At 71.3% G+C, this 18751-nt stretch carries 16 protein-coding genes; 9 read left to right on the top strand and 7 right to left on the bottom strand.

The window, feature by feature from the left end; genetic code table 11:
• Nucleotides 1-59 precede the first annotated feature (59 nt).
• The 6 genes from E5N76_RS19510 to E5N76_RS31405 all read left to right on the top strand — a co-directional run bounded on the left by E5N76_RS19510 (nt 60) and on the right by E5N76_RS31405 (nt 7689).
• The gene (locus tag E5N76_RS19510; protein WP_149539002.1) at nt 60-1031 is read left to right on the top strand and encodes a hydroxyacid dehydrogenase; all 972 of its coding nucleotides are present in this window, start codon (nt 60-62) and stop codon (nt 1029-1031) included.
• 85 nt (nt 1032-1116) lie between these two features.
• Entirely contained in the window at nt 1117-2490 is a 1374-nt protein-coding gene (locus E5N76_RS19515; RefSeq protein WP_149539003.1) for an MmgE/PrpD family protein, read from the top strand.
• A 174-nt stretch (nt 2491-2664) separates the two neighbouring features.
• Nucleotides 2665-4392 carry an L-arabinonate dehydratase gene (araD, locus tag E5N76_RS19520; protein ID WP_149539004.1) on the top strand — a complete coding sequence of 576 codons (1728 nt, stop codon included), beginning with the start codon at nt 2665-2667 and terminating at the stop codon, nt 4390-4392.
• 420 nt (nt 4393-4812) lie between these two features.
• Nucleotides 4813-6162, top strand: coding sequence for an amidase (locus E5N76_RS19525; RefSeq protein ID WP_149539005.1), 1350 nt, complete (start codon nt 4813-4815; stop codon nt 6160-6162).
• A gap of 569 nt (nt 6163-6731) precedes the next feature.
• A complete protein-coding gene (locus E5N76_RS19530) occupies nt 6732-7220 on the top strand; it encodes an antitoxin Xre/MbcA/ParS toxin-binding domain-containing protein (protein ID WP_187830279.1) in 489 nt (162 codons plus the stop codon).
• A gap of 109 nt (nt 7221-7329) precedes the next feature.
• The gene (locus E5N76_RS31405; RefSeq protein ID WP_408021717.1) at nt 7330-7689 is read left to right on the top strand and encodes an RES family NAD+ phosphorylase; all 360 of its coding nucleotides are present in this window, start codon (nt 7330-7332) and stop codon (nt 7687-7689) included.
• Between the two features lie 66 nt (nt 7690-7755).
• Here the strand turns inward: E5N76_RS31405 and E5N76_RS19540 are convergent, their stop codons facing one another.
• From E5N76_RS19540 to E5N76_RS19570, 7 genes are all read right to left on the bottom strand, one after another.
• Entirely contained in the window at nt 7756-8277 is a 522-nt protein-coding gene (locus E5N76_RS19540; RefSeq protein WP_149539007.1) for an NADH-quinone oxidoreductase subunit B family protein, read from the bottom strand.
• Nucleotides 8277-8654 carry a glyoxalase superfamily protein gene (locus tag E5N76_RS19545; RefSeq protein ID WP_187830280.1) on the bottom strand — a complete coding sequence of 126 codons (378 nt, stop codon included), beginning with the start codon at nt 8652-8654 and terminating at the stop codon, nt 8277-8279. The genes E5N76_RS19540 and E5N76_RS19545 overlap by 1 nt, the downstream gene beginning before the upstream one ends.
• Complete coding sequence (locus tag E5N76_RS19550; RefSeq protein WP_149539009.1) at nt 8654-10165, bottom strand: hydrogenase large subunit; 1512 nt, start codon at nt 10163-10165, stop codon at nt 8654-8656. The genes E5N76_RS19545 and E5N76_RS19550 overlap by 1 nt, the downstream gene beginning before the upstream one ends.
• Entirely contained in the window at nt 10162-11607 is a 1446-nt protein-coding gene (locus E5N76_RS19555; protein ID WP_149539010.1) for a hydrogenase 4 subunit F, read from the bottom strand. Before E5N76_RS19555 ends, E5N76_RS19550 begins: the two co-directional genes overlap by 4 nt.
• Nucleotides 11607-12275: a hydrogenase-4 component E gene (locus E5N76_RS19560; RefSeq protein ID WP_149539011.1), complete on the bottom strand. Its 669-nt coding sequence runs from the start codon at nt 12273-12275 to the stop codon at nt 11607-11609. The genes E5N76_RS19555 and E5N76_RS19560 overlap by 1 nt, the downstream gene beginning before the upstream one ends.
• A gap of 187 nt (nt 12276-12462) precedes the next feature.
• On the bottom strand, nt 12463-13422 hold the full coding sequence (locus E5N76_RS19565) for a respiratory chain complex I subunit 1 family protein (protein ID WP_149539012.1): 960 nt from the start codon (nt 13420-13422) through the stop codon (nt 12463-12465).
• 2 nt (nt 13423-13424) lie between these two features.
• Nucleotides 13425-15437: a proton-conducting transporter transmembrane domain-containing protein gene (locus tag E5N76_RS19570; protein ID WP_149539013.1), complete on the bottom strand. Its 2013-nt coding sequence runs from the start codon at nt 15435-15437 to the stop codon at nt 13425-13427.
• 188 nt (nt 15438-15625) lie between these two features.
• On the opposite strand from E5N76_RS19570, the gene E5N76_RS19575 reads away from it, so the two are divergent.
• From E5N76_RS19575 to E5N76_RS19585, 3 genes are read left to right on the top strand one after another with little or no spacing between them, the layout of a single operon-like run.
• Entirely contained in the window at nt 15626-16723 is a 1098-nt protein-coding gene (locus E5N76_RS19575) for a TRAP transporter substrate-binding protein (RefSeq protein ID WP_149539014.1), read from the top strand.
• A gap of 33 nt (nt 16724-16756) precedes the next feature.
• Nucleotides 16757-17305 (top strand): TRAP transporter small permease subunit, encoded by a 549-nt coding sequence (locus tag E5N76_RS19580; protein WP_149539015.1) that lies wholly within the window; start codon nt 16757-16759, stop codon nt 17303-17305.
• A 27-nt stretch (nt 17306-17332) separates the two neighbouring features.
• A complete protein-coding gene (locus tag E5N76_RS19585; RefSeq protein WP_149539016.1) occupies nt 17333-18742 on the top strand; it encodes a TRAP transporter large permease in 1410 nt (469 codons plus the stop codon).
• The last annotated feature ends 9 nt before the right edge of the window (nt 18743-18751 follow it).

An 18751-nucleotide genomic window follows, 5' to 3' on the forward strand; every position in this document is an offset into this window, starting at 1 on the left:
GCGGCCGCCGCGCGTGGGGGCCCGCCGCCCCCGCCCGCCCCCCGCCGAAGGACAAGCCCATGCCGCATGTCGTCTGCCTCCGCCCCGTCCACCCCGAAGCGCTGGAGAAGCTGCGGGAAGGCGGCTGCACGGTGGAGGTGCTGGACCCGGTGAACGCGACCACCATCGCCGCCAGCATGCCGAAGGCGGAGGCGGTGATCGTCCGCGCCACCCCGATCAACCGCGCCTTCCTGGCGCATGCGCCGAACCTCCGCATCGTCGCCCGCCATGGCGTGGGCTATGACGCGGTGGATGTGCCGGCGCTGACCGAGCGCGGCATCCCGCTGACCGTGACGCCGGATGCCAATGCGCAGAGCGTCGCCGAGCATGCGATGATGCTACTGCTGAACATCGCCCGGCAGACGGCGTTCTACGACCGCGCGACGCGCGAGCTGCGCTGGAGCAGCCCGCCGGTGCCGGCCACCTTCGACCTCGGCGGCCGCACCGTGCTGGTGCTGGGCTTCGGCCGCATCGGCGGGCGCGTGGCGCGGCTGTGCCACGCCTTCGGCATGAAGGTGCTGGTGCGCGATCCCTTCATTCCACAGAACACCATCAAGGGCGCCGGCTTCATTCCGGTGAAGGACCTGGCGGCCGCCCTGGCCGAGGCGGATGTGGTGACGGTGCATGTGCCGAGCAGCGCCGCGACGCGCGGCATGGTGAATGGCGAGTTCCTGGCTTCGATGAAGCAGGGCGGCGTCTTCATCAACACCGCCCGCGGCACGCTGGTGGAGGAGAAGGCGCTGGCCGGGGCGCTGAGCAGCGGCCATCTCGCCGCCGCCGGCCTCGACGTGTTCTGGGATGAGCCGGCGACGCCGGACAACCCGCTGCTGAAGCTGCCCAACGTCATCCTCACCCCGCATTCCGCCGCGGCGACGGAGCAGGGGCTGCGGCGCATGGCGCTCTCCTGCGCCGAGAGCATCCTGCAGGTCTTCGCCGGCAAGCTGGACCCCGACGTGGTCATCAACCAGGAGGTGCTGCGCGGCAACGCGTAGCGCCATCCGATCGCGGAGGGGTTGGCAGCACCGCCGCCAACGGGCCCGGAGCGTGAATCGGATGGCACAACAGGAGGCATCGCATATGGTGGACAACCCGCTCCTCACCCTCGCCGAGCACGCCGCGTCCTGGCGTACCCGTCCGCTCGCGCCGGAGGTCGCGCACCACGCGCGGCGGGCGCTGATCGACTGGTTCGCGGCGCTGCTGCCGGGCTGTTCCTTCCCGCCCGCCACGCTGCTGGCTGCCGCCATGGCGGCGGAGCGCGGGCCGGGCAAGGCGATCTGCTATGTGGACGGCAAGCCGGGGCCGCTGCGCCACGCCGCGCTGATCAACGCCACCGCCAGCCATACGGTGGAGTTCGACGACATCTTCCGCGATGCCGGCTACCATCCGGGCTGCCCCACCATCGGCGCCGCGCTGGCCGCCGCCCAGGCCCAGGGCGCGACCTTGGAAGAGCTGCTGCGCGCCATCACCGCGGGCTATGAGGTTTCCTGCCGCATCGGCATGGCGGTGCAGCCCAGCCACTACAAATACTGGCACACCACCGGCACGGTCGGCACTTTCGGCGCCGCCGCCGCCGTGGCGCTGCTGCTGGGCTGCGACGCTCAGCGCGTGGCGCATGCCATCGCCACCGCCGCGACCTTCGCCGGCGGCTTGCAGCAGGCCTTCCGCAGCGACGGCATGAGCAAGCCGCTGCATCCCGGCCATGCCGCGGATGCCGGCGCGCTGGCCGCCATCGGCGCCGCGGCGGGCGTGACCGGCGCGCTGGACGTACTGCATGGCCCGGTCGGCTTCGCCGCCGCCACCAGCGAGGATACCGGCAAGTGGGACAAGGCGCTGGCCGATCTGGACCGGCGCATCTGCATCACCGAGATGACCTTCAAGAACCATGGCTGCTGCGGCCATATCTTTGCCGGTCTGGATGCGGTGCGGGACCTCCAGGCGGAGCATGGCTTCAAGGCGGAGGACGTGGCGCGCATCCATCTGGGCGGCTATTCCGCCACCAAGGATGTCTGCGACCGCCCGGTGGTGAACACCGAGCAGGAGGCGCGCTTCTCCGCGCAATACTGCATCGGCGCGATGCTGGTGCTGGGCGGCGTCCGCATCGCCGCCTTCACGCCGGAGAACCTGGCGAATCCGGCGATCCGGGCGGTGATGCCGAAGGTCTCGGTCAGCCTGGACCCCGAGCTGGCCAAGGACTATCCCGGCCGCCGCGCCGCCAAGGTCAGCATCGCGCTGCAGGATGGGCGGGAGCTGTTCCGCTATCAGCCGACCCGCAAGGGCGACCCGGATGCGCCGCTGTCCGATGCGGAGCTTTCGGAGAAATTCCGTGAACTGTCCGTGCCGGCCGTGGGCGCCGCGGCGGCGGAGGCGTTGCTGGGGGCGCTGTGGAAGGGCGATGCCTTGCCCGGCGCGGTGCCCTTGCTTGCCACGCCGGCGCTGCGGGCGGCGGAGTAGCTCCCGCCCGTTGCGGGTTGTTCTCGCGCGGCCCAAACTCATGGTTTCCAAAGGCCCTTCGGCCTTTGGCGGGATCGGACGCACTGCGTCCGATGTGAGAGAGGGGATCGCGCCGCAGGCGCGCCTTACGGCACGACGCCCCTCTCGGCACCCAGCCGTCGCCAGGAGACAATGATGCCCCGCAAGACCCCAGAGCAGCTCCGCAGCCATCGCTGGTTCGGGGTGGATGACCTTCGCGCTTTCGGCCATCGCTCCCGCCTGTTGCAGACCGGCCTTGCCGAGCAGGATTTCCGCGGCAAGCCGGTCATCGGCATCATCAACACCTGGTCCGATCTCTCCGTCTGCCATGCGCATTTCCGCACGCGGGCGGAGGAGGTGAAGCGCGGCGTCTGGCAGGAAGGCGGCTTCCCGGTGGAGCTGCCGGCGCATCCGGTGACGGAGCAGTACCAGAAGCCCACCTCCATGCTGTACCGCAACCTGCTGGCGATGGAGACGGAGGAGCTGGCCCGCAGCCATCCCTGCGACGGGCTGGTGCTGCTCGGCGGCTGCGACAAGACGCCGCCCGCCCTGGTGATGGGCGCGCTTTCCGCCGGCCTGCCCTGCATCTTCGTCCCCGCCGGCCCGATGCTTTCGGGCAATTGGCATGGCAGGAAGCTCGGCTCCGGCAGCGATGTGTGGAAGTACCATGCGGAATTGCGCGCCGGGAACATCAGCCAGGCTCAGTGGAAGGACATGGAAAGCGGCATCGCCCGCAGCTTCGGCACCTGCATGACGGCGGGCACCGCGGCCACCATGATGCTGGCGGTGGAAGCCCTCGGCCTCGCTTTGCCCGGCGCCTCCTCCATCCCTGCCGCCGATGCCGCGCATCCGCGCATGGCGACAGCCGCGGGCCGGCGGATCGTGGAGATGGTGTGGGAGGATGAGACGCCCGCCCGCCTCCTGACCCAGGGCAGCGTGGACAATGCCGTCACCGCCACCATGGCGTTCGGCGGCTCCACCAACGCCATCCCGCATCTCATCGCCATGGCGCGCCGCGCCGGGCTGCAGCTCGACCTCGACCGTTTCGACGCGATCAGCCGCCGCACCCCGCTCATCGCCAACCTCCGGCCGAATGGCGACACCTTCCTGATGGAGGATTTCTTCTATGCCGGCGGCGCCCGCGCCTTCCTCGCGCGGCTGGCCCCCTATCTGGATCTCTCCGCCCGCACCGTCACCGGCGCCACGCTGGGCGAGAACCTGGAAGGCGCCGAGATCTTCAACGAGGAGATCATCCGCCCGCTCGACCGCCCCTTGCAGCCGGAAGGTGGCGTGGCCGTGCTGCGCGGCTCGCTCGCCCCGCGCGGCGCCGTCATCAAGACCAGCGCGGCGGATCCGCGCCTGCTCTCGCACACCGGCCCGGCGGTGGTGTTCGAGGATTACAACGACATGAATGCCCGCCTCGACGACCCCGACCTCCCCGTGACGCCGGACAGCGTGCTGGTGCTGCGCCAGGCGGGGCCGCAGGGCGGGCCGGGCATGCCGGAATGGGGCATGATGCCCATCCCGAAGAAGCTGCTGCAGCAAGGGGTGCGGGACATGGTCCGGCTCTCGGATGCCCGCATGTCCGGCACCAGCTACGGCACCTGCGTCCTCCACGTGGCGCCGGAATCGCATGTCGGCGGGCCGCTGGCGCTGGTCCGCACCGGCGACCTCATCCGGCTGGACGTGCCGAAGCGCAGCCTGGACCTGCTGGTGGAGCCCGCCGAGCTGGAGCGCCGCCGCGCCGCCTGGACCCCGCCGCCGCCGCGCTACGCCCGCGGCTGGACCGCGCTGCATCTGGCGCATGTCCGCCAGGCCGATGAGGGCTGCGACTACGACTTCCTGGAACACGGGCCGGCGACGCCGGAACCGGAAATCCACTAGAGCGTGATCGGTTGAGGTCGAATCGACCGAAACCGTGAATCACGCGACCGAACAATGAGCTAGAGCGGGGCGGGTGAGCGCGGCTCAACCGATCCCGCTCTAGGAGAGGGAACTTTTCCCATCCGGCCGCATTGCTGTCCCGGCAACCGGGATTGCTGCCATGGATATGCCGGAACAAGCCTTCCTCCTGCTCGAAGGCTGGATGATCGGAGCAGCCCTCTTCCCCCTGGCCATGGAGGAAGTCGCCCGGAATCCGCCGGCGAATGACGACTGACGGGGGCGGTGCCTCCGGCAGGGGGCGCTGCCCCCTGCACCCCCGCCGGGGGGTGGACCACCCCCCGGACCCCGGTCTGAGTCCGGAAGCCGCGGGTTCAACCCGCCGAGCTTGCTCGCCAGGCGCTTAATGGCCAGCATCCCGGCATGCAGCACATCGCCGATGCCGCGGCCGCGCTGGCCGCCGGCCGCATCTCCGCCCTCGCCCTGGTCGATGCCGCGCTGGAGCGCATCGCCGACCCCGCCGGGGAGGGCGCGCGCGCCTTCACCGCCGTGCATGCCGAGGCCGCCCGCGCGGAAGCCCGGGCGATGGACGCGCTGCGCCATGCCGGGCGCGCGCCCTCGCCCTGGGCCGGCATCCCCATCACGGTGAAGGATCTGTTCGACGAGCACGGCCACCCCACCCCGGCCGGCTCCACCGTGCTGCGGGACGCCCGGCCCGCGGCGCAGGACGCGCCGGTGGTGGCGCGGCTGCGGCGGCAGGGCTTCATCGTCATCGGCCGCACCAACATGGTGGAATTCGCCTTCAGCGGCCTCGGCGTGAACCCGCATCACGGCACGCCGAAAAGCCCCTGGGACCGCGCCACCGGCAGGCTGCCCGGCGGCTCCTCCTCCGGCGCCGGCGTCGCGGCGGCGGACCATATGGGCTTCGGCGGGCTGGGCACGGATACCGGCGGCTCCTGCCGCATCCCCGCCGCGCTCTGCGGCGTGGTCGGGTACAAGCCCACGGCGCGGCGGGTGCCGATCGCCGGCGTGCTGCCCCTCTCCCCCTCGCTCGATTCGGTCGGGCCGCTGGCCCGCAGCGTCGCCTGCTGCCATCTGCTGGATGCGGTGATCGCCGGCGAGGAACGCCCCGCCCCGCTCCGCCACCGCCCGGTCGCCGGGCTGCGCCTGGCCCTGCCGCGCGGCACCTTCCTGACGGAGGATATGGACCCCGCCGTCGCCAACACCTTCCAGCGCGCCCTCGCCCGCCTTTCCGCCGCCGGGGCGCGGATCGAGATGCTGGACCTGCCGGAGATGCACGAGCTGCCGATGGTGAATGCCACGGGCGGCTTCGCCGCCTCCGAGGCCTATGCCTGGCACCGCCAGCTCATCGCCGCGCGGGCCGAGGGCTACGACCCCCGCATCCTCGCCCGCATCCGCCGCGGCGAGCGGATGTCGGCCGCCGACTACCTGGACCTGCTCGCCCACCGCGCCCGGCTGGCCGCTGCGGTGAATGCCCGCACCGCGGATTTCGACGCGGTGATCGGCCCGACCTGCCCGCTGGTGCCGCCGCCGATCGCGGCGGTGGCGGAGGAAGCGGCCTATAACCGCATCAACCTGCTGCTGCTGCGCAATACCGCGCCGTGGAATTTCCTCGACCGCTGCAGCATCAGCCTGCCCATCCACCGCCCGGGCGAGGCGCCGGTCGGCCTCATGCTCACCGGCGAGACCATGGGCGATGCCGCGCTCTTCGCCCTGGCCGGGGCGGTGGAGGCCGCGCTGGCCGCGCCGTGACCGGCAGCCTGCTACGGATTGCGGCATTGTAAGCCCCGCCACACCTCCCGTAGAGGCGCCCCGCGGCAGAGTGCCTGCCGTCGTCCTGATGCTTCCGGTGCCAGTGCTTCTGGGATGGGAAGTTCGGACGGGCGGCGTTCGGCAGCGGCTATTTCCCGGCAAGCCGCTGTCAGACTGGCAGCCTTCGGGCAGCCACCGGGCCGGCTGGAGCAATCCGGCCGGCCCGTCTTCTTTTCCGGTCCCCGGCGCGAATTCCGTTGGTATTCTGCAACCGTCTGTGAGCCAGGCAGGGGCCTCGACGCACCGGCTGTCGAAGGCCGGGCGTCGCCGCAGCCCGGGCCATACGCCCCTGCGTTTCCCCATTTGGACCGCCATCTTTGCCCAACTGGTCAAGGTCAGGCGAGATGCTGACGGATTACGACGCCAAGGCCGTTGCGGAGATCTTGGGCATCGCCTTTCTGGGCGTGGAAAGTGGCGCCTCGGCGGCCCGGGCTGCAAGAAGCACCAGATCGCCTGCCGGCCCTCCAGAGGCGGGCTTCGTCATCGACGCCGGAGGCACCTGGGTCCGGATGGTCGAGGCCGAGGCAGGCAGGCCGATCGGCCGAGCCTATCGGGCCAAGGGCTTCCGGGAGCCGCCCCCCGATTTCAAGGAGCCCGATTTCAAGGAGGCAGAGCTTGCTTCCCTCTCCCCCGTCCTGATCGAGAAGGCGGTGGAACGCGGCCTTCCCCGCAACGCCCTGCGGCATGTCGCCGAGCGCCTGGCCGGGGGCGACAAGTCGAAGATCGCCACCCTGGAATGGGGCCTGGTGCCGAAGACCACCCTCGAACGCCGCGAGACGCAGCTCTCGCCGCAGGAGAGCGAGCGGACGGAGCGGGTCGCCCGGCTCTTCGTGCATGCGCGCCGCGCCCTCGGCACGGAGGTGGAGGCGCGCGGGTTCATGACGACGCCGCACCCGCAATTGGACGGGCGCAGCCCGATCGAGGCTTCCAGGACCGATCTCGGCGCCCGCCGCGTCGAGCAGCTTCTCAACGCGCTCGAATACGGCCTCGCCCTCTGAGCGCAGCCCCGCTCCGCCTCTGGCGCATCGTCACCGGCGCGCATCCGATCTGGTCCGGGGAGGGCGCCCGACGCTTCGGTCAGCGCTGGAACCGCCCGGCCTGCCGGCCATCTATGCCGGTGGGAGCTTCGCCGTCTGCCTCCTCGCAATCCTGGTCCATGCCAACCGCAGGGCGCCGCCGAGTGCCGCGCGCTATGTCGAAGCGCTGGTTCCCCCGAACGTTTCCCGCGAGATCTTCCAGCCCGAGCTGCATGCCGGATGGGGCAACCCGCTCGACGTCGCGGTCGCCCAGGCCTTCGGCAAGACCTGGCTGCAGGAGCGGCGATCGGCCCTCCTGATCGTTCCCTCGGTCGTCACCGGCGGGCTCGATGAGAACGCCGTGGTGAATCCGGATCACCCGGATGCTGCCCGCATCTCGGTCGGGCCGGAGATGCCGGTCAGGCTCGACCCGCGGCTTTTCGGGTCCTGACCCTTGGCCCTACCGGGGTGCTCACCGGAGACCTGGCAAGATCGGCGCGGCATGTAGGGCAGCCCCCTACCCCGCCTCCGCCTCCAGCAGCGCCAGCAGCCCCTCCAGCATCTGCGTCGGGCTCGGCGGGCAGCCGGGGATGACGAGATCGACTGGCAGCGCCGCGTCGATCCCGCCCTCCACGGCATAGCTCCCCTTGAAGACGCCGCCATCCACGGCGCAGTCGCCCACCGCCACCAGCCATTTGGGGTCCGGCGTGCAGGCCCATGTGCGCTCCAGCGCCTCCCGCATGTTGCGGGTCAGGGGGCCGGTCACCAGCAGCACATCGGCATGGCGCGGGCTGGCGACGAAGCGCAGCCCGAAGCGCTCCAGATCGTGCACCACATTGTTCAGCGCATTGATCTCCAGCTCGCAGGCGTTGCAGGAGCCGGCATCGACCTGGCGGATGGCGAGGCTCCGCCCGAGCCGCCGCCGCGCCGCCGCCTCCAGCCGCTCCACCAGCGCCTGGGTCAGCTCCGGCTGCACGGGCGGCGCCGGGTCGGTCAGCGGCTTGCGGACCAGGTTGCGGGCCAGCCGGGGCCAGAGCATCAGGCAGCCTCCTCGACGCATTCGCTGAACACCAGCACATTGCCGAAGGGGTCGGCGATGGACATGTCCCGCCAGCCCCAGGGCCGCTTCTCGATCCCCGGCCGGGCATGGCGGTACTGCTTCCCCAGCAGCTCCGCCTGGAATTCCTCCAGCCCCGTCATGCGCAGGATGAGCTTCGTCCCCGGCGTCCCATCGCCGAAATGCTCGCTGAGGAACAGCAACAGCCCCCCGCGCGAGACCTGGGCGAAGACCGGCAGGTCGGGCGCGAAGCGATGCTCCCAATCCCAGGCCATGCCGAGGAAATCAACGTAGAATTCCCGCGCCTTCGTCAGGTCGAAGATGCGCAGCACCGGGATGGCCCGCTCGAATTCCGGCATCACAGATCGACCCCGCTATAGGAGCAGTTGAAGCTCTTGTTGCAGAGCGGGAAGTCCGCGACGATGTTGCCCTCGACGGCGGCCTCCAGCAGCGGCCATTGCAGCCAGGAGGCATCGCGGGGGAAGGCGGCGCGCACCAGCCCGCTGTCGTCCAGCACCACATGGTGCAGGCACTCGCCGCGGAAGGCTTCCACCAGCCCCAGCCCCTCGCCGGCGCGCTGCGGCAGGGGCGAGGCCAGCTCGCCCGGCGGCAGCTCGGCCAGCAGGGTCTCCACCAGGCGGAGGGAGTCCGCCAGCTCGGCGATGCGGATGCGCACCCGGGCATCGACATCGCCGGCGGTCAGCACCGGCATCTCCGGCCGCAGCCGGTCATAGGGTGCGTAGGGCGCCGCCAGCCGCGCATCGAAGCCGCGGCCGGAGGCACGGCCGACATGCCCGCCGGCGGCGAAGCGCGCCGCCAGCTCCGGCGCCACATGGCCGGTGCCCACCACCCGGTCCTGCAGGCTGGCATGGCTCTCATAGACGGCGAGCAGCCCCGGCAGCTCCGCCCGCACCGCCGCCAGCGCCGCCGCGATGGCCGAGGCCCCGCCCGGCGCCAGATCCAGCGCCACCCCACCCGGGATGACCCGGTCCATCATCAGCCGGTGGCCGAAACCGGCATCGCAGGCCCGCAGCACCCCTTCCCGCAGCGCGCCGCAGGCGGCGTGCGGCCAGGCGAAGGCGGCGTCGTTGCAGACGAAGCCCCAGTCGTTCAGGTGGTTGTGGATCCGCTCCAGCTCCGCCATCAGCGCCCGCAGCGCCACGGCACGGGGCGGCACCGCCGCCTCCAGCGCCGCCTCCACCGCCATCGCGAAACCCCAGGCATGCGCCACGGTGGAATCGCCGGAGAGCCGGGCGATGAAGCGCGCCGCCACCCGGGCCGGCTTGCCCAGCATCAGCCCGATGATGCCCTTGTGCAGATAGCCGAGGCGCTCCTCCAGCCGCACCACCGTCTCGCCCTGGACGTGGAAGCGGAAATGCCCCGGCTCGATGATGCCGGCATGCACCGGCCCGACCGGGATCTGGTGCACCCCCTCCCCCTCCACCGGCAGGAATTCCGGCTGGGGCGGCGTCAGGGCGTTGGCGGCCGGCCTTGCCGCCAGCGGCCCGACCAGCGGCCAGCGGCCATGGTCCAGCCAGGCGCGCAGATCGACGGCGCCCTCCGCCACCAGGCCCCAGAGGTCGCGAATCATCCGCTCGAACCGCACCGCCCCGGGCCGGACGGGGGAGAGCGCCGGGTAGCGCCCCTCCGGCACGGCGAGGCTGGCGATGCCCAGCCGCCCGGCGCCGGCGGAGTCGCGCAGCGCCGCATGCACCGCCTGCGGCTCGGCCCAGAGGCCGAGCAGCTCCACCTCCGGCGCCGCCACCAGCGCCTGGACCAGCGCCGCCCATTGCGCCGCGGAGAGCAGGTGGCGCGGATGCGGGCGGCAGGGCTGCGCGGCGCCCGCGGCCAGGATCTCGAACGGGCTCATCCCGGTATCTCCGCCCCCGCGGCCAGCAGCGCCCGCGCCCAGCCCGGCAGCGCCATGCCCAGCCAGAGCGCCACGGCGAGATGCAGCCAGAGCGGCACCAGCGTCCAGGCCGCCGCGCCGGGGGGCGGCGCCGCATCCTTCCGCGCCTCGCCGAAGCAGAGGAGCTGCAGCGTGTGCAATTTGGCCGAGGCCGCCACCAGCACGCCGATGCCGAGCGGGAGGCTCAGCCACCAGTGCCGCCCCACCATCTCCGTCAGCAGCGCGAATTCGCTGGCGAAGAGGGCGAAGGGCGGCAGCCCCGCCACGGCGCCGATGGCGACGGCCAGCCCCCAGCCCAGCCCCGGATGGGTGGCGATGAGGCCGGAGATGTCGCCGATCTTCTGCGAGGCGCGCCGCCGCACCGCATGGCCCAGACCGAAGAACACTGCCGATTTGCATAGCGAATGGCCCAGCATGTGCAGCAGCCCCGCCAGATTGGCCGCCGGCCCGCCCAGGCCGAAGGCGATGGCAGAGAGGCCCATATGCTGGATGCTGCTCCAGGCGAAGAAGCGCCGCGCATCATGCCGCCGCCACAGCGCGAAGGCGGCCAGCAGCACGGAGGCGAGGCCGAGCCCGATGAGGTAGGGCCCCGGCGGCACCGTGCCCGGATGCGCCGCGACGATCGCCTTGGCGCGGATCACCGCATGCAGCGCCGCGTTCAGCAGCAGGCCGGACAGCACGGCGGAGATGGAGATCGGCCCCTCCGCCTCGGCATCCGGCAGCCAGGCATGCAGCGGGACGAGGCCGGCCTTGGTGCCGTAGCCCACCAGCAGGAAGACGAAGGCGAGGTTCAGCACCCCGGGATCGCAGCGCGAAGCCAGCCCCTTCAGCACCGCCCAGGAGAGGCCGCTGTCGCCGTGCCCGACGAAGGGCTGCGCCGCGAGATAGAGGAAGATGGTGCCGAGCAGCGCCAGGGCGATGCCGACGCCGCACAGGATGAACAGCTTCCACGCCGCCTCGATCGCCGGCGGCGTGCCATGCACCGCGACCATCAGCACGGAGGCGAGGGTGGCGATCTCGATCGCCACCCACATCACGCCCATATTGTCGGCGAGCAGAGCGAGGGCCTGCGCCCCCATGAAGCCCTGGAAGGCGGCGTGATAGGCGCGGAGGCGTAGCGCATCGAAGCGCTCCGCCGCGATGTCGCCGGCGGAGAAGATGGCGGTGGTGAGGCCGATCAGGAAGCCGAGCAGCAGCAGCGGCGTGTTCAGCGCATCCACCCGGGTCCAGCCCTGCTCGCCCTCCGGCAGCACCAGCAGGCCCAGCGCCAGCAGGAAGCTGGCGGCGGAAACACCGATGTTCAGCAGCGCCGCCGGGCGTTCCCGCGGCAGCAGCGCCAGGGCGATGGCGCCGGCCCAGGGCAGGAAGACCAGCAGCCAGGGCAGCGGCATCCCAAGGGGCATCAGGGCTGCTCCCCGCGATGCGGTTCCAGCAGGGCGGTGTCCACCGTGTCGAAGCGCTCGCGGATCTGGAAAACGAAGACGCCGGCGACGACCAGCAGCAGCATCACCAGCGCGGCGGTGGAGAGCTCCACCACCAGCGGCATGCCGGCGACGCCGACCGCGGCGAGGATGAGGCCGTTCTCCAGGCTCATCAGCCCCACCACCTGCAGGATGGCGTTGCGCCGCGTGATCATCATCAGCATGCCGAGCAGGACGACGGACAGGGCCAGCGCCAGATCCTCCCGCGCGATGGCGCGGCTGCCGGCGGTGATGGGCAGGACGACGAGGATGGCCAGCGCCACCAGGGCGACGCCCGCGATCATGCTGGGGCCGATGCCGAGCGCCGGCTCCACATTGCGGTGCAGGTCCAGCCGGCGGATGAGGATGCGCAGCGCGAGGGGAATGAGCACCGCCTTGGCGGCGAAGGCGATGAAGGCGGTGAGGTAGAGCTGCGGCGCGCCCTGCACGAAACCCTGCCAGGCGGCGGCCGCAGCCAGTATGGCGCCCTGCGCGGCAAAGGTGTTCACCACCGCGGCGACGCCGCGCTGATACAGCAGGACGAAGGACAGCAGCAGCATGAAGCCGCCCAGCAGATGGGCGACGTCATAGGGGAGCTGGCCGAAGGTCATTTGCCGGCACCCCGGCGCAGGGCGCTACCTCCCTCCCCCGCTCTGCGGGGGGTTGAACGCATGCGTCCAACCGGGGTGGGGGTGCATGCCCGAGCGCTCCAGACCACCCCCACCCTCCAGACCACCCCCACCCCAGCCCTCCCCCGCCAGCGGGGGAGGGAGTCCAAATCCGCTCTCACCCCAAGCATCACGCCAACCCCGTCGAGACGAACAGCAGCGCCACCGCCAGCAGCGCCAGCAGCAGCGCCGCGCCGAGGAATTCCGGCACCCGGAACACCCGCATCTTGGCGATCGCGCTCTCGAACACCGCCAGCGCCAGGCAGAGCCCCGCCATCTTCGCCACCCAGGCCAGCAGCCCCAGCAGCCAGGCCAGCGGCCCCGCCCCCGCCGGCGCCGTGCCGAAGGGCAGGAAGATCGCCGCCAGCAGGGCGAACCACAGGGTCAGCCGCAGCGCCGATTGCGCCTCCCACAGCGCCAGGTGCCAGCCGCTGCTTTCCAGCAGCATGGCCTCATGCACCATGGTGAGCTCGAGATGCGTCGCCGGATTGTCCACCGGAATGCGGGCATTCTCGGCGACCGCCACCGCCAGCATCGCGACCGCCGCCAGCCCCAGCGAGATGCGCAGGCCGAGGCTGCCATCCCGCAGCAGCACCGCCACGGCATCGAGGTTGGTGGTGCCGGCCAGGATCGCGAAGGTCAGCACGCAGAGCAGCAGCGCCGGCTCGGCGAAGGCGGCGAAGGACATCTCCCGCGCCGCCCCCAGCCCGCCGAAGGCGGTGCCGACATCCATCCCCGCCAGCGCCAGCGCCATGCGCGCGAGCGCCAGCAGCCCGGCCAGCAGGATCAGATCGCCCACCGGCGCCAGCAGCATGCCATGCGCGAAGCTCGGCACCATCGCCAGCGCCAGCAGGCAGGCGGCGGCGCCCACCAGCGGCGCCAACTCGGAAATCTCGGAAGCATTCTCCGCCAGCAGCGGCCGCTTGCGCAGCAACTTGCGGACATCCCGCCAGGGCTGCAGCGGGTGCGGGCCGCGCCGCCCCATCAGCCGCGCCTTCAGCCAGCGCGTGCCGCCCACCACCAGCGGCGCCGCCACCAGCACCAGGGCCAGATGCAGCAATTGCGTGAGGATGGCGCCCAGCCAGGCCATGCTCAGCGCGCCTCCAGCCAGGCCAGCAGCGCCAGCAGCCCGACCAGCAGGCCGAAGGCGAGGGAGAGGTTGCGCCGGATGGTCAGATCCCGCAGCCGCTCCGCCTGCGCTGCCAGCGCCTCCCGCGCCCGGGCGATGGGCGCCAGCAGCAGGGGCAGGCTGGGGTCCTGGAAGCCGGCCTCGTAGCGCGCCGCGCGGGTCTCGCCCGGGCGGGGCATCTCCACCGCCTCCCGCGCCGCAAACAGCGGCACCCCCAGCATGCGCCGCAGCGGCTGGGCGATGCCGCCGGCGGTGGGCTGGGTGAAGGGGTCGCCGAAGGGCAGATGCGGCGGCGGGTCGATGAAGCCGCAATTCCACACCGGCCCGCGCTGGGCGCCGCCGGGCGCCACCTGCCGCCGCCACAGCCACAGCCCCAGCACCACCAGCCCCAGCAGCAGGGCGATGGCCAGCGGCCGGTAGCCCGCCCCGCCCTCCCCAGTCTGCAGCAGCCACCAGCCGCCGGGCGGCCGCGCCGCCGCCCCGGCCAGGGCCTGGACGGCCGGCGCCGCCAATTGCGCCAGCACCCCGGGGAACAGCCCGAACAGCACCGTCAGCCCGGCCGGCAGCCATAGCGCCCAGGCCTCCGGCCCCTGCACCTCATGCGCGCCGGCGCCGCGCGGGCTGCGCGGGCGGCCGAGGAACACCAGCCCGTACAGCCGCAGCATCGCCGCCGCCGCCAGCGCCGCCGCCATGGCGGCGATCGCCGTCGCCGCCGCGGCGGCCACCTGGAAGCCGATCTCCTGCACCCGCCACCCGGCCAGCAGCGCCTGCAGCAGCAGCCACTCGCTGGCGAAGCCGGAGAGCGGCGGCAGGGAGGCCGCCGCCGCCACCCCCACCAAGGCGCAGGCGGCGGTTGCCGGCATGGCATGGATCAGCCCGCCCAGCCGGTCGATCCGCCGGCTGCCCGCGGCATGCAGCACCGCGCCCGCCGAGAGGAAGAGCAGCGTCTTGAACACCCCATGCGTCATGGCATGCAGCAGCGCCGCCGCCGCGGCCAGCGCCGCCAGCCCGCCGAGATCCGCCCCGCGGAAGGCCAGCACCAGGCCGAGGCCCAGGGTGATGACGCCGATATTCTCGATGGTGGAGCAGGCCAGCAGCGTCTTGGTGTCGTCCTCCAGATTGGCCCTGAGCGCCCCCAGCAGCGCGGAGAGCGCGCCGAGGGCGATCAGCGGCAGCCCCCACCAGGAAGGCTGCGCCGGGCCGCAGAGATCCAGCAGCAGCCGCGCCAGCACATAGAGCGCGACCTTGGTCATCGCCCCGGACATCAGCGCCGAGACATGGCTGGGCGCCGCCGGATGCGCCAGCGGCAGCCAGGCATGCAGCGGCACCAGCCCAGCCTTCGCCCCGGCCCCGATCAGCCCGAGCAGCAGCACGGCGGCGGCCAGCCAGCCCTCCGGCGGCGCCGCTCGCAGCAGGGCGAAACTCGCCCCGCCGGCATGCGCCGCCAGCAGCCCGAAGGCGGGCACCAGCGCCGCCCCCGCGGCCAGGGCGAAGATCAGGTAGAGCCGCGCCGCCGCCCGGTTCTCCGCCTGCTCATGCCGCGCGGCGACCAGGGCCCAGGAGGCGAAGGACATCAGCTCGAAGCCGAAGAGCAGGGTGAAGCCATCCCCCGCCCCCAGGGACAGGACCATGCCGGCGAGGAAGAGCGGGAAGGCGGGCAGGGAAGGCGGCGCCTCCGCCCCCATGCCGGAAAGGGAGGCGGCAGCCCCGACCAGGCCGAGCAGCAGCAGGAACCAGGCGGAAAGCCCGTCCAGCGCCAGCAGCGCGGCGCCCCAGGGCGGGCCGACGGGAAGGACCAGGGGGGTAGGCGCCTCCCCGCCCAGCAGCACCGCCAGCGCCACGCCGGCCAGCCAGAGGCAGACCGCCAGGCAGCCGCCATGCACCATTCGTCCCACGAATGGCAAACGCCCCAGCGGCAGGGCCGCCAGGGCGAGGAGAAGCAGCGCGGCAACGCCAGCGGCAAGGCCGGTCAGCATGATTGTTCAGGCCCGAACTCCATTCGCCAAGTGTATCCCCCCCGATGCCCGCCCGCGAAGCCCCCGGGGCGCTCCCGGCACTCCCGGCATCGTGAAACAGGGCCTTAACTTTCGCCGGCTGAGGGATTAGGAACGGCCCGGGCCATGGCCGAGCAGGAATTGTAACCATTCTAGGGGTGGAAAGTTCGATGAATCGTCGAGGTTTCGTCGCCGGCGCGATGGCGGCGCCGGCTGCTTTGGCCACCCCAGCCCTGGCCCAGGGCGCCCTGCCCGAGATCCGCTGGCGCTGCGCCTCCTCCTTCCCCAAATCCCTGGATACGATCTACGGCGCCGGCGAGCACGTCGCCCGCCGCGTCGCCGCGCTGACGGACAACAAATTCCAGATCCGCGTCTTCGCCGCCGGGGAGATCGTGCCCGGCCTCGCCGTGGCCGATGCGGTGCAGAACGGCACGGTGGAGGCGGCGCACACCGCCAGCTACTACTTCGTCGGCAAGGATCCGACCTTCGCCTTCGACGGCGCCATGCCCTTCGGCCTCAACATGCGCCAGATCAACGCCTGGCTGCAGGCCGGCGGCGGGCGGGAGGTGCTGCAGGAATTCTTCGCCGGCTACGGCATGGTCTCCCTCCCCGCGGGCAATACCGGCGCCCAGATGGGCGGCTGGTTCCGCAAGGAAATCAAGACCGTCGCCGACCTCAACGGGCTGAAGTTCCGCGTCGGCGGCATCGCCGGCAACGTGCTGCAGAAGCTCGGCGTGGTGCCGCAGCAGATCGCCGGCGGGGACATCTACCCGGCGCTCGAGAAGGGCACGATCGATGCCGCCGAATGGGTCGGCCCCTATGACGACGAGAAGCTCGGCTTCAACCGCGTCGCCCCCTTCTACTACTACCCGGGCTGGTGGGAGGGCGCGCTGAACCTCTCCTTCTACGTCAACAAGGCGAAGTGGGAGGAGCTGCCCCAGCTCTACAAGGACGCGCTGGAATCCGCCTGCCGCGACAGCACCATCGAGACCATGGCGAAGTACGACGTGCAGAACCCGCAGGCGCTGCGCCGGCTGGTGGCCAGCGGCACGCAGCTTCGCGCCTTCCCGCGGGAAGTGATGCAGGCCTGCTACCGCGCCACCTTCGAGCTGTATGAGGAGATCGCGGCGAAGAACCCCGCCTTCAAGAAGGTGTACGACCACTGGCGCGCCTTCCGCGACGTGCAGTACCAGTGGTTCCGCGTCGCCGAGAGCACCTTCGACAATTTCGCCTATTTCATGCACGCTCAGGAGCAGCAGCGCCGCTGAGCGGCGCCGCCTGCCAGGGAGGCCATAGCCCGAATGGGTCCTTTGATCGCCTTCAGCCGGGGCGTGGACCGGCTCAACTCCCTCGTCGGCAAGCTGGCCGACTGGGCCGTGCTGCTGTCCTGCGCGATCTCCGCCGGCAATGCCTTCATCCGCTACGGCGTCTCCTACAGCTCCAACGCCTGGCTGGAGGTGCAGTGGTACCTGTTCGGCGCCACCGTCATGCTCGGCGCCTCCTACACGCTGTTCAGGAACGAGCATGTGCGGGTGGACCTGGTCTATGGCAGCCTGGGGGAGCGGGCGCGGCTCTGGGTGGATGTCTTCGGCTTCATCGTCTTCATGCTGCCCGCCGTCATCCTCCTCACCTGGATGACCTGGCCCTTCTTCGTCGATAGCTGGGTCCGCGACGAAGGCTCGCCCAATGCCGGCGGGCTGCTGCGCTGGCCGGTGAAGATCCTGCTGCCGGTCGGCTTCTTCCTGCTGACGCTGCAGGGCTTCTCCGAACTCATCAAGCGCATCGCGCTGCTGCGGGGCATCCGGCCCTCGGCCGAGGTGGTGGTCGAGTACCACCGCCCCGAACAGTAACCCCCGGCCGCGAAGGGCACCTTCCCCATGTCGCTCGAGATCATGCCGCCGCTGATGTTCGGCGGGCTGGTGGTGTTCCTGCTGATCGGCTTCCCGGTCGCCTTCTCGCTCTCCGCGGTCGGCCTGTTCTTCGGCTTCCTCTCCATCGAGCTCGGCTTCTTCGGGCCGCAATATCTGGGCAACCTGCCGCTGCGGGTCTTCGGCATCCTGGCCAACGACCTGCTGCTGGCGATCCCCTTCTTCACCCTGATGGGCGCCATCCTGGAACGCTGCGGCCTGGCGGAGGATCTGCTGGAAGGCACCGGCCAGCTCTTCGGCAAGATCCCGGGCGGCCTCGCCTATGCCGTCATCATCGTCGGCGCCATCCTCGGCGCCATCACCGGCACCGTCGCCGCCTCCGTCATCGCCATGGGCATGATCAGCCTGCCGATCATGATGCGCTACGGCTACGACATGCGCCTCGCGACCGGCGTCATCGCGGCCTCCGGCACCATCACCCAGGTCATCCCGCCCTCCCTGGTGCTGATCGTGCTGGGCGACCAGCTCGGGAAGAGCGTCGGGGACATGTATGCCGGCGCGATCGGCCCTTCCATCCTGCAGGTGCTGCTCTTCATCGCCTATATCGTCGTCGTCAGCATCATCTCCCCCCACCGCGTGCCGCCCTTGCCGGATGAGGCGCTGACCCAGCGCGGCTGGGCGCTTTGGTGGCGGGTGCTGAAGGGCATGGTGCCCTCCATCGTCCTCATCTTCATGGTGCTCGGCACCATCTTCCTCGGCCTCGCCACGCCGACCGAGGCAGGCGCCATGGGCACGGTCGGCGCCGTGGCGCTGGCGGTCATCAACCGCCGCTTCTCCTGGAACCTGCTGTGGCAGGCGACGCAGAACACCATGCGCATCACCGCCATGGTGATCTTCATCCTGATCGGCGCCACGGTGTTCAGCCTGGTGTTCCAGGGCGTCGATGGCTCGCTCTGGATCGAGCACCTGCTGTCCCACCTGCCGGGCGGCGCCACGGGCTTCCTCATCTTCAGCCAGATCTTCATCTTCTTCCTGGCCTTCTTCCTCGATTTCTTCGAGATCGCCTTCATCGTCATCCCGCTGCTGGCGCCGGTGGCGGCGAAGCTCGGGATCGACCTGGTGTGGTTCGGGGTGCTGATCTGCGTGAACATGCAGACCAGCTTCATGCATCCGCCCTTCGGCTTCGCGCTGTTCTACCTGCGTGGCATCGCGCCGAAGGAGGTCCGGACCAGCGACATCTACTGGGGCGCCATCCCCTGGGTGGGGCTGCAATTGGTGCTGGTGGCCATCACCATCATCTGGCCGGAGAGCGTGACCTACTGGATCGACAAGGGCTCGGGCGTGGATCCGAGCACGGTGCGCATCGAGGTGCCGCTGCCGGACCTGCCGGAGGATGACGCGCCGCCGGTGTTCCGCTAGAGCGGTTTC

The organism is Siccirubricoccus phaeus (genome assembly GCF_008360935.1).
Lineage (GTDB): Bacteria > Pseudomonadota > Alphaproteobacteria > Acetobacterales > Acetobacteraceae > Siccirubricoccus > Siccirubricoccus phaeus.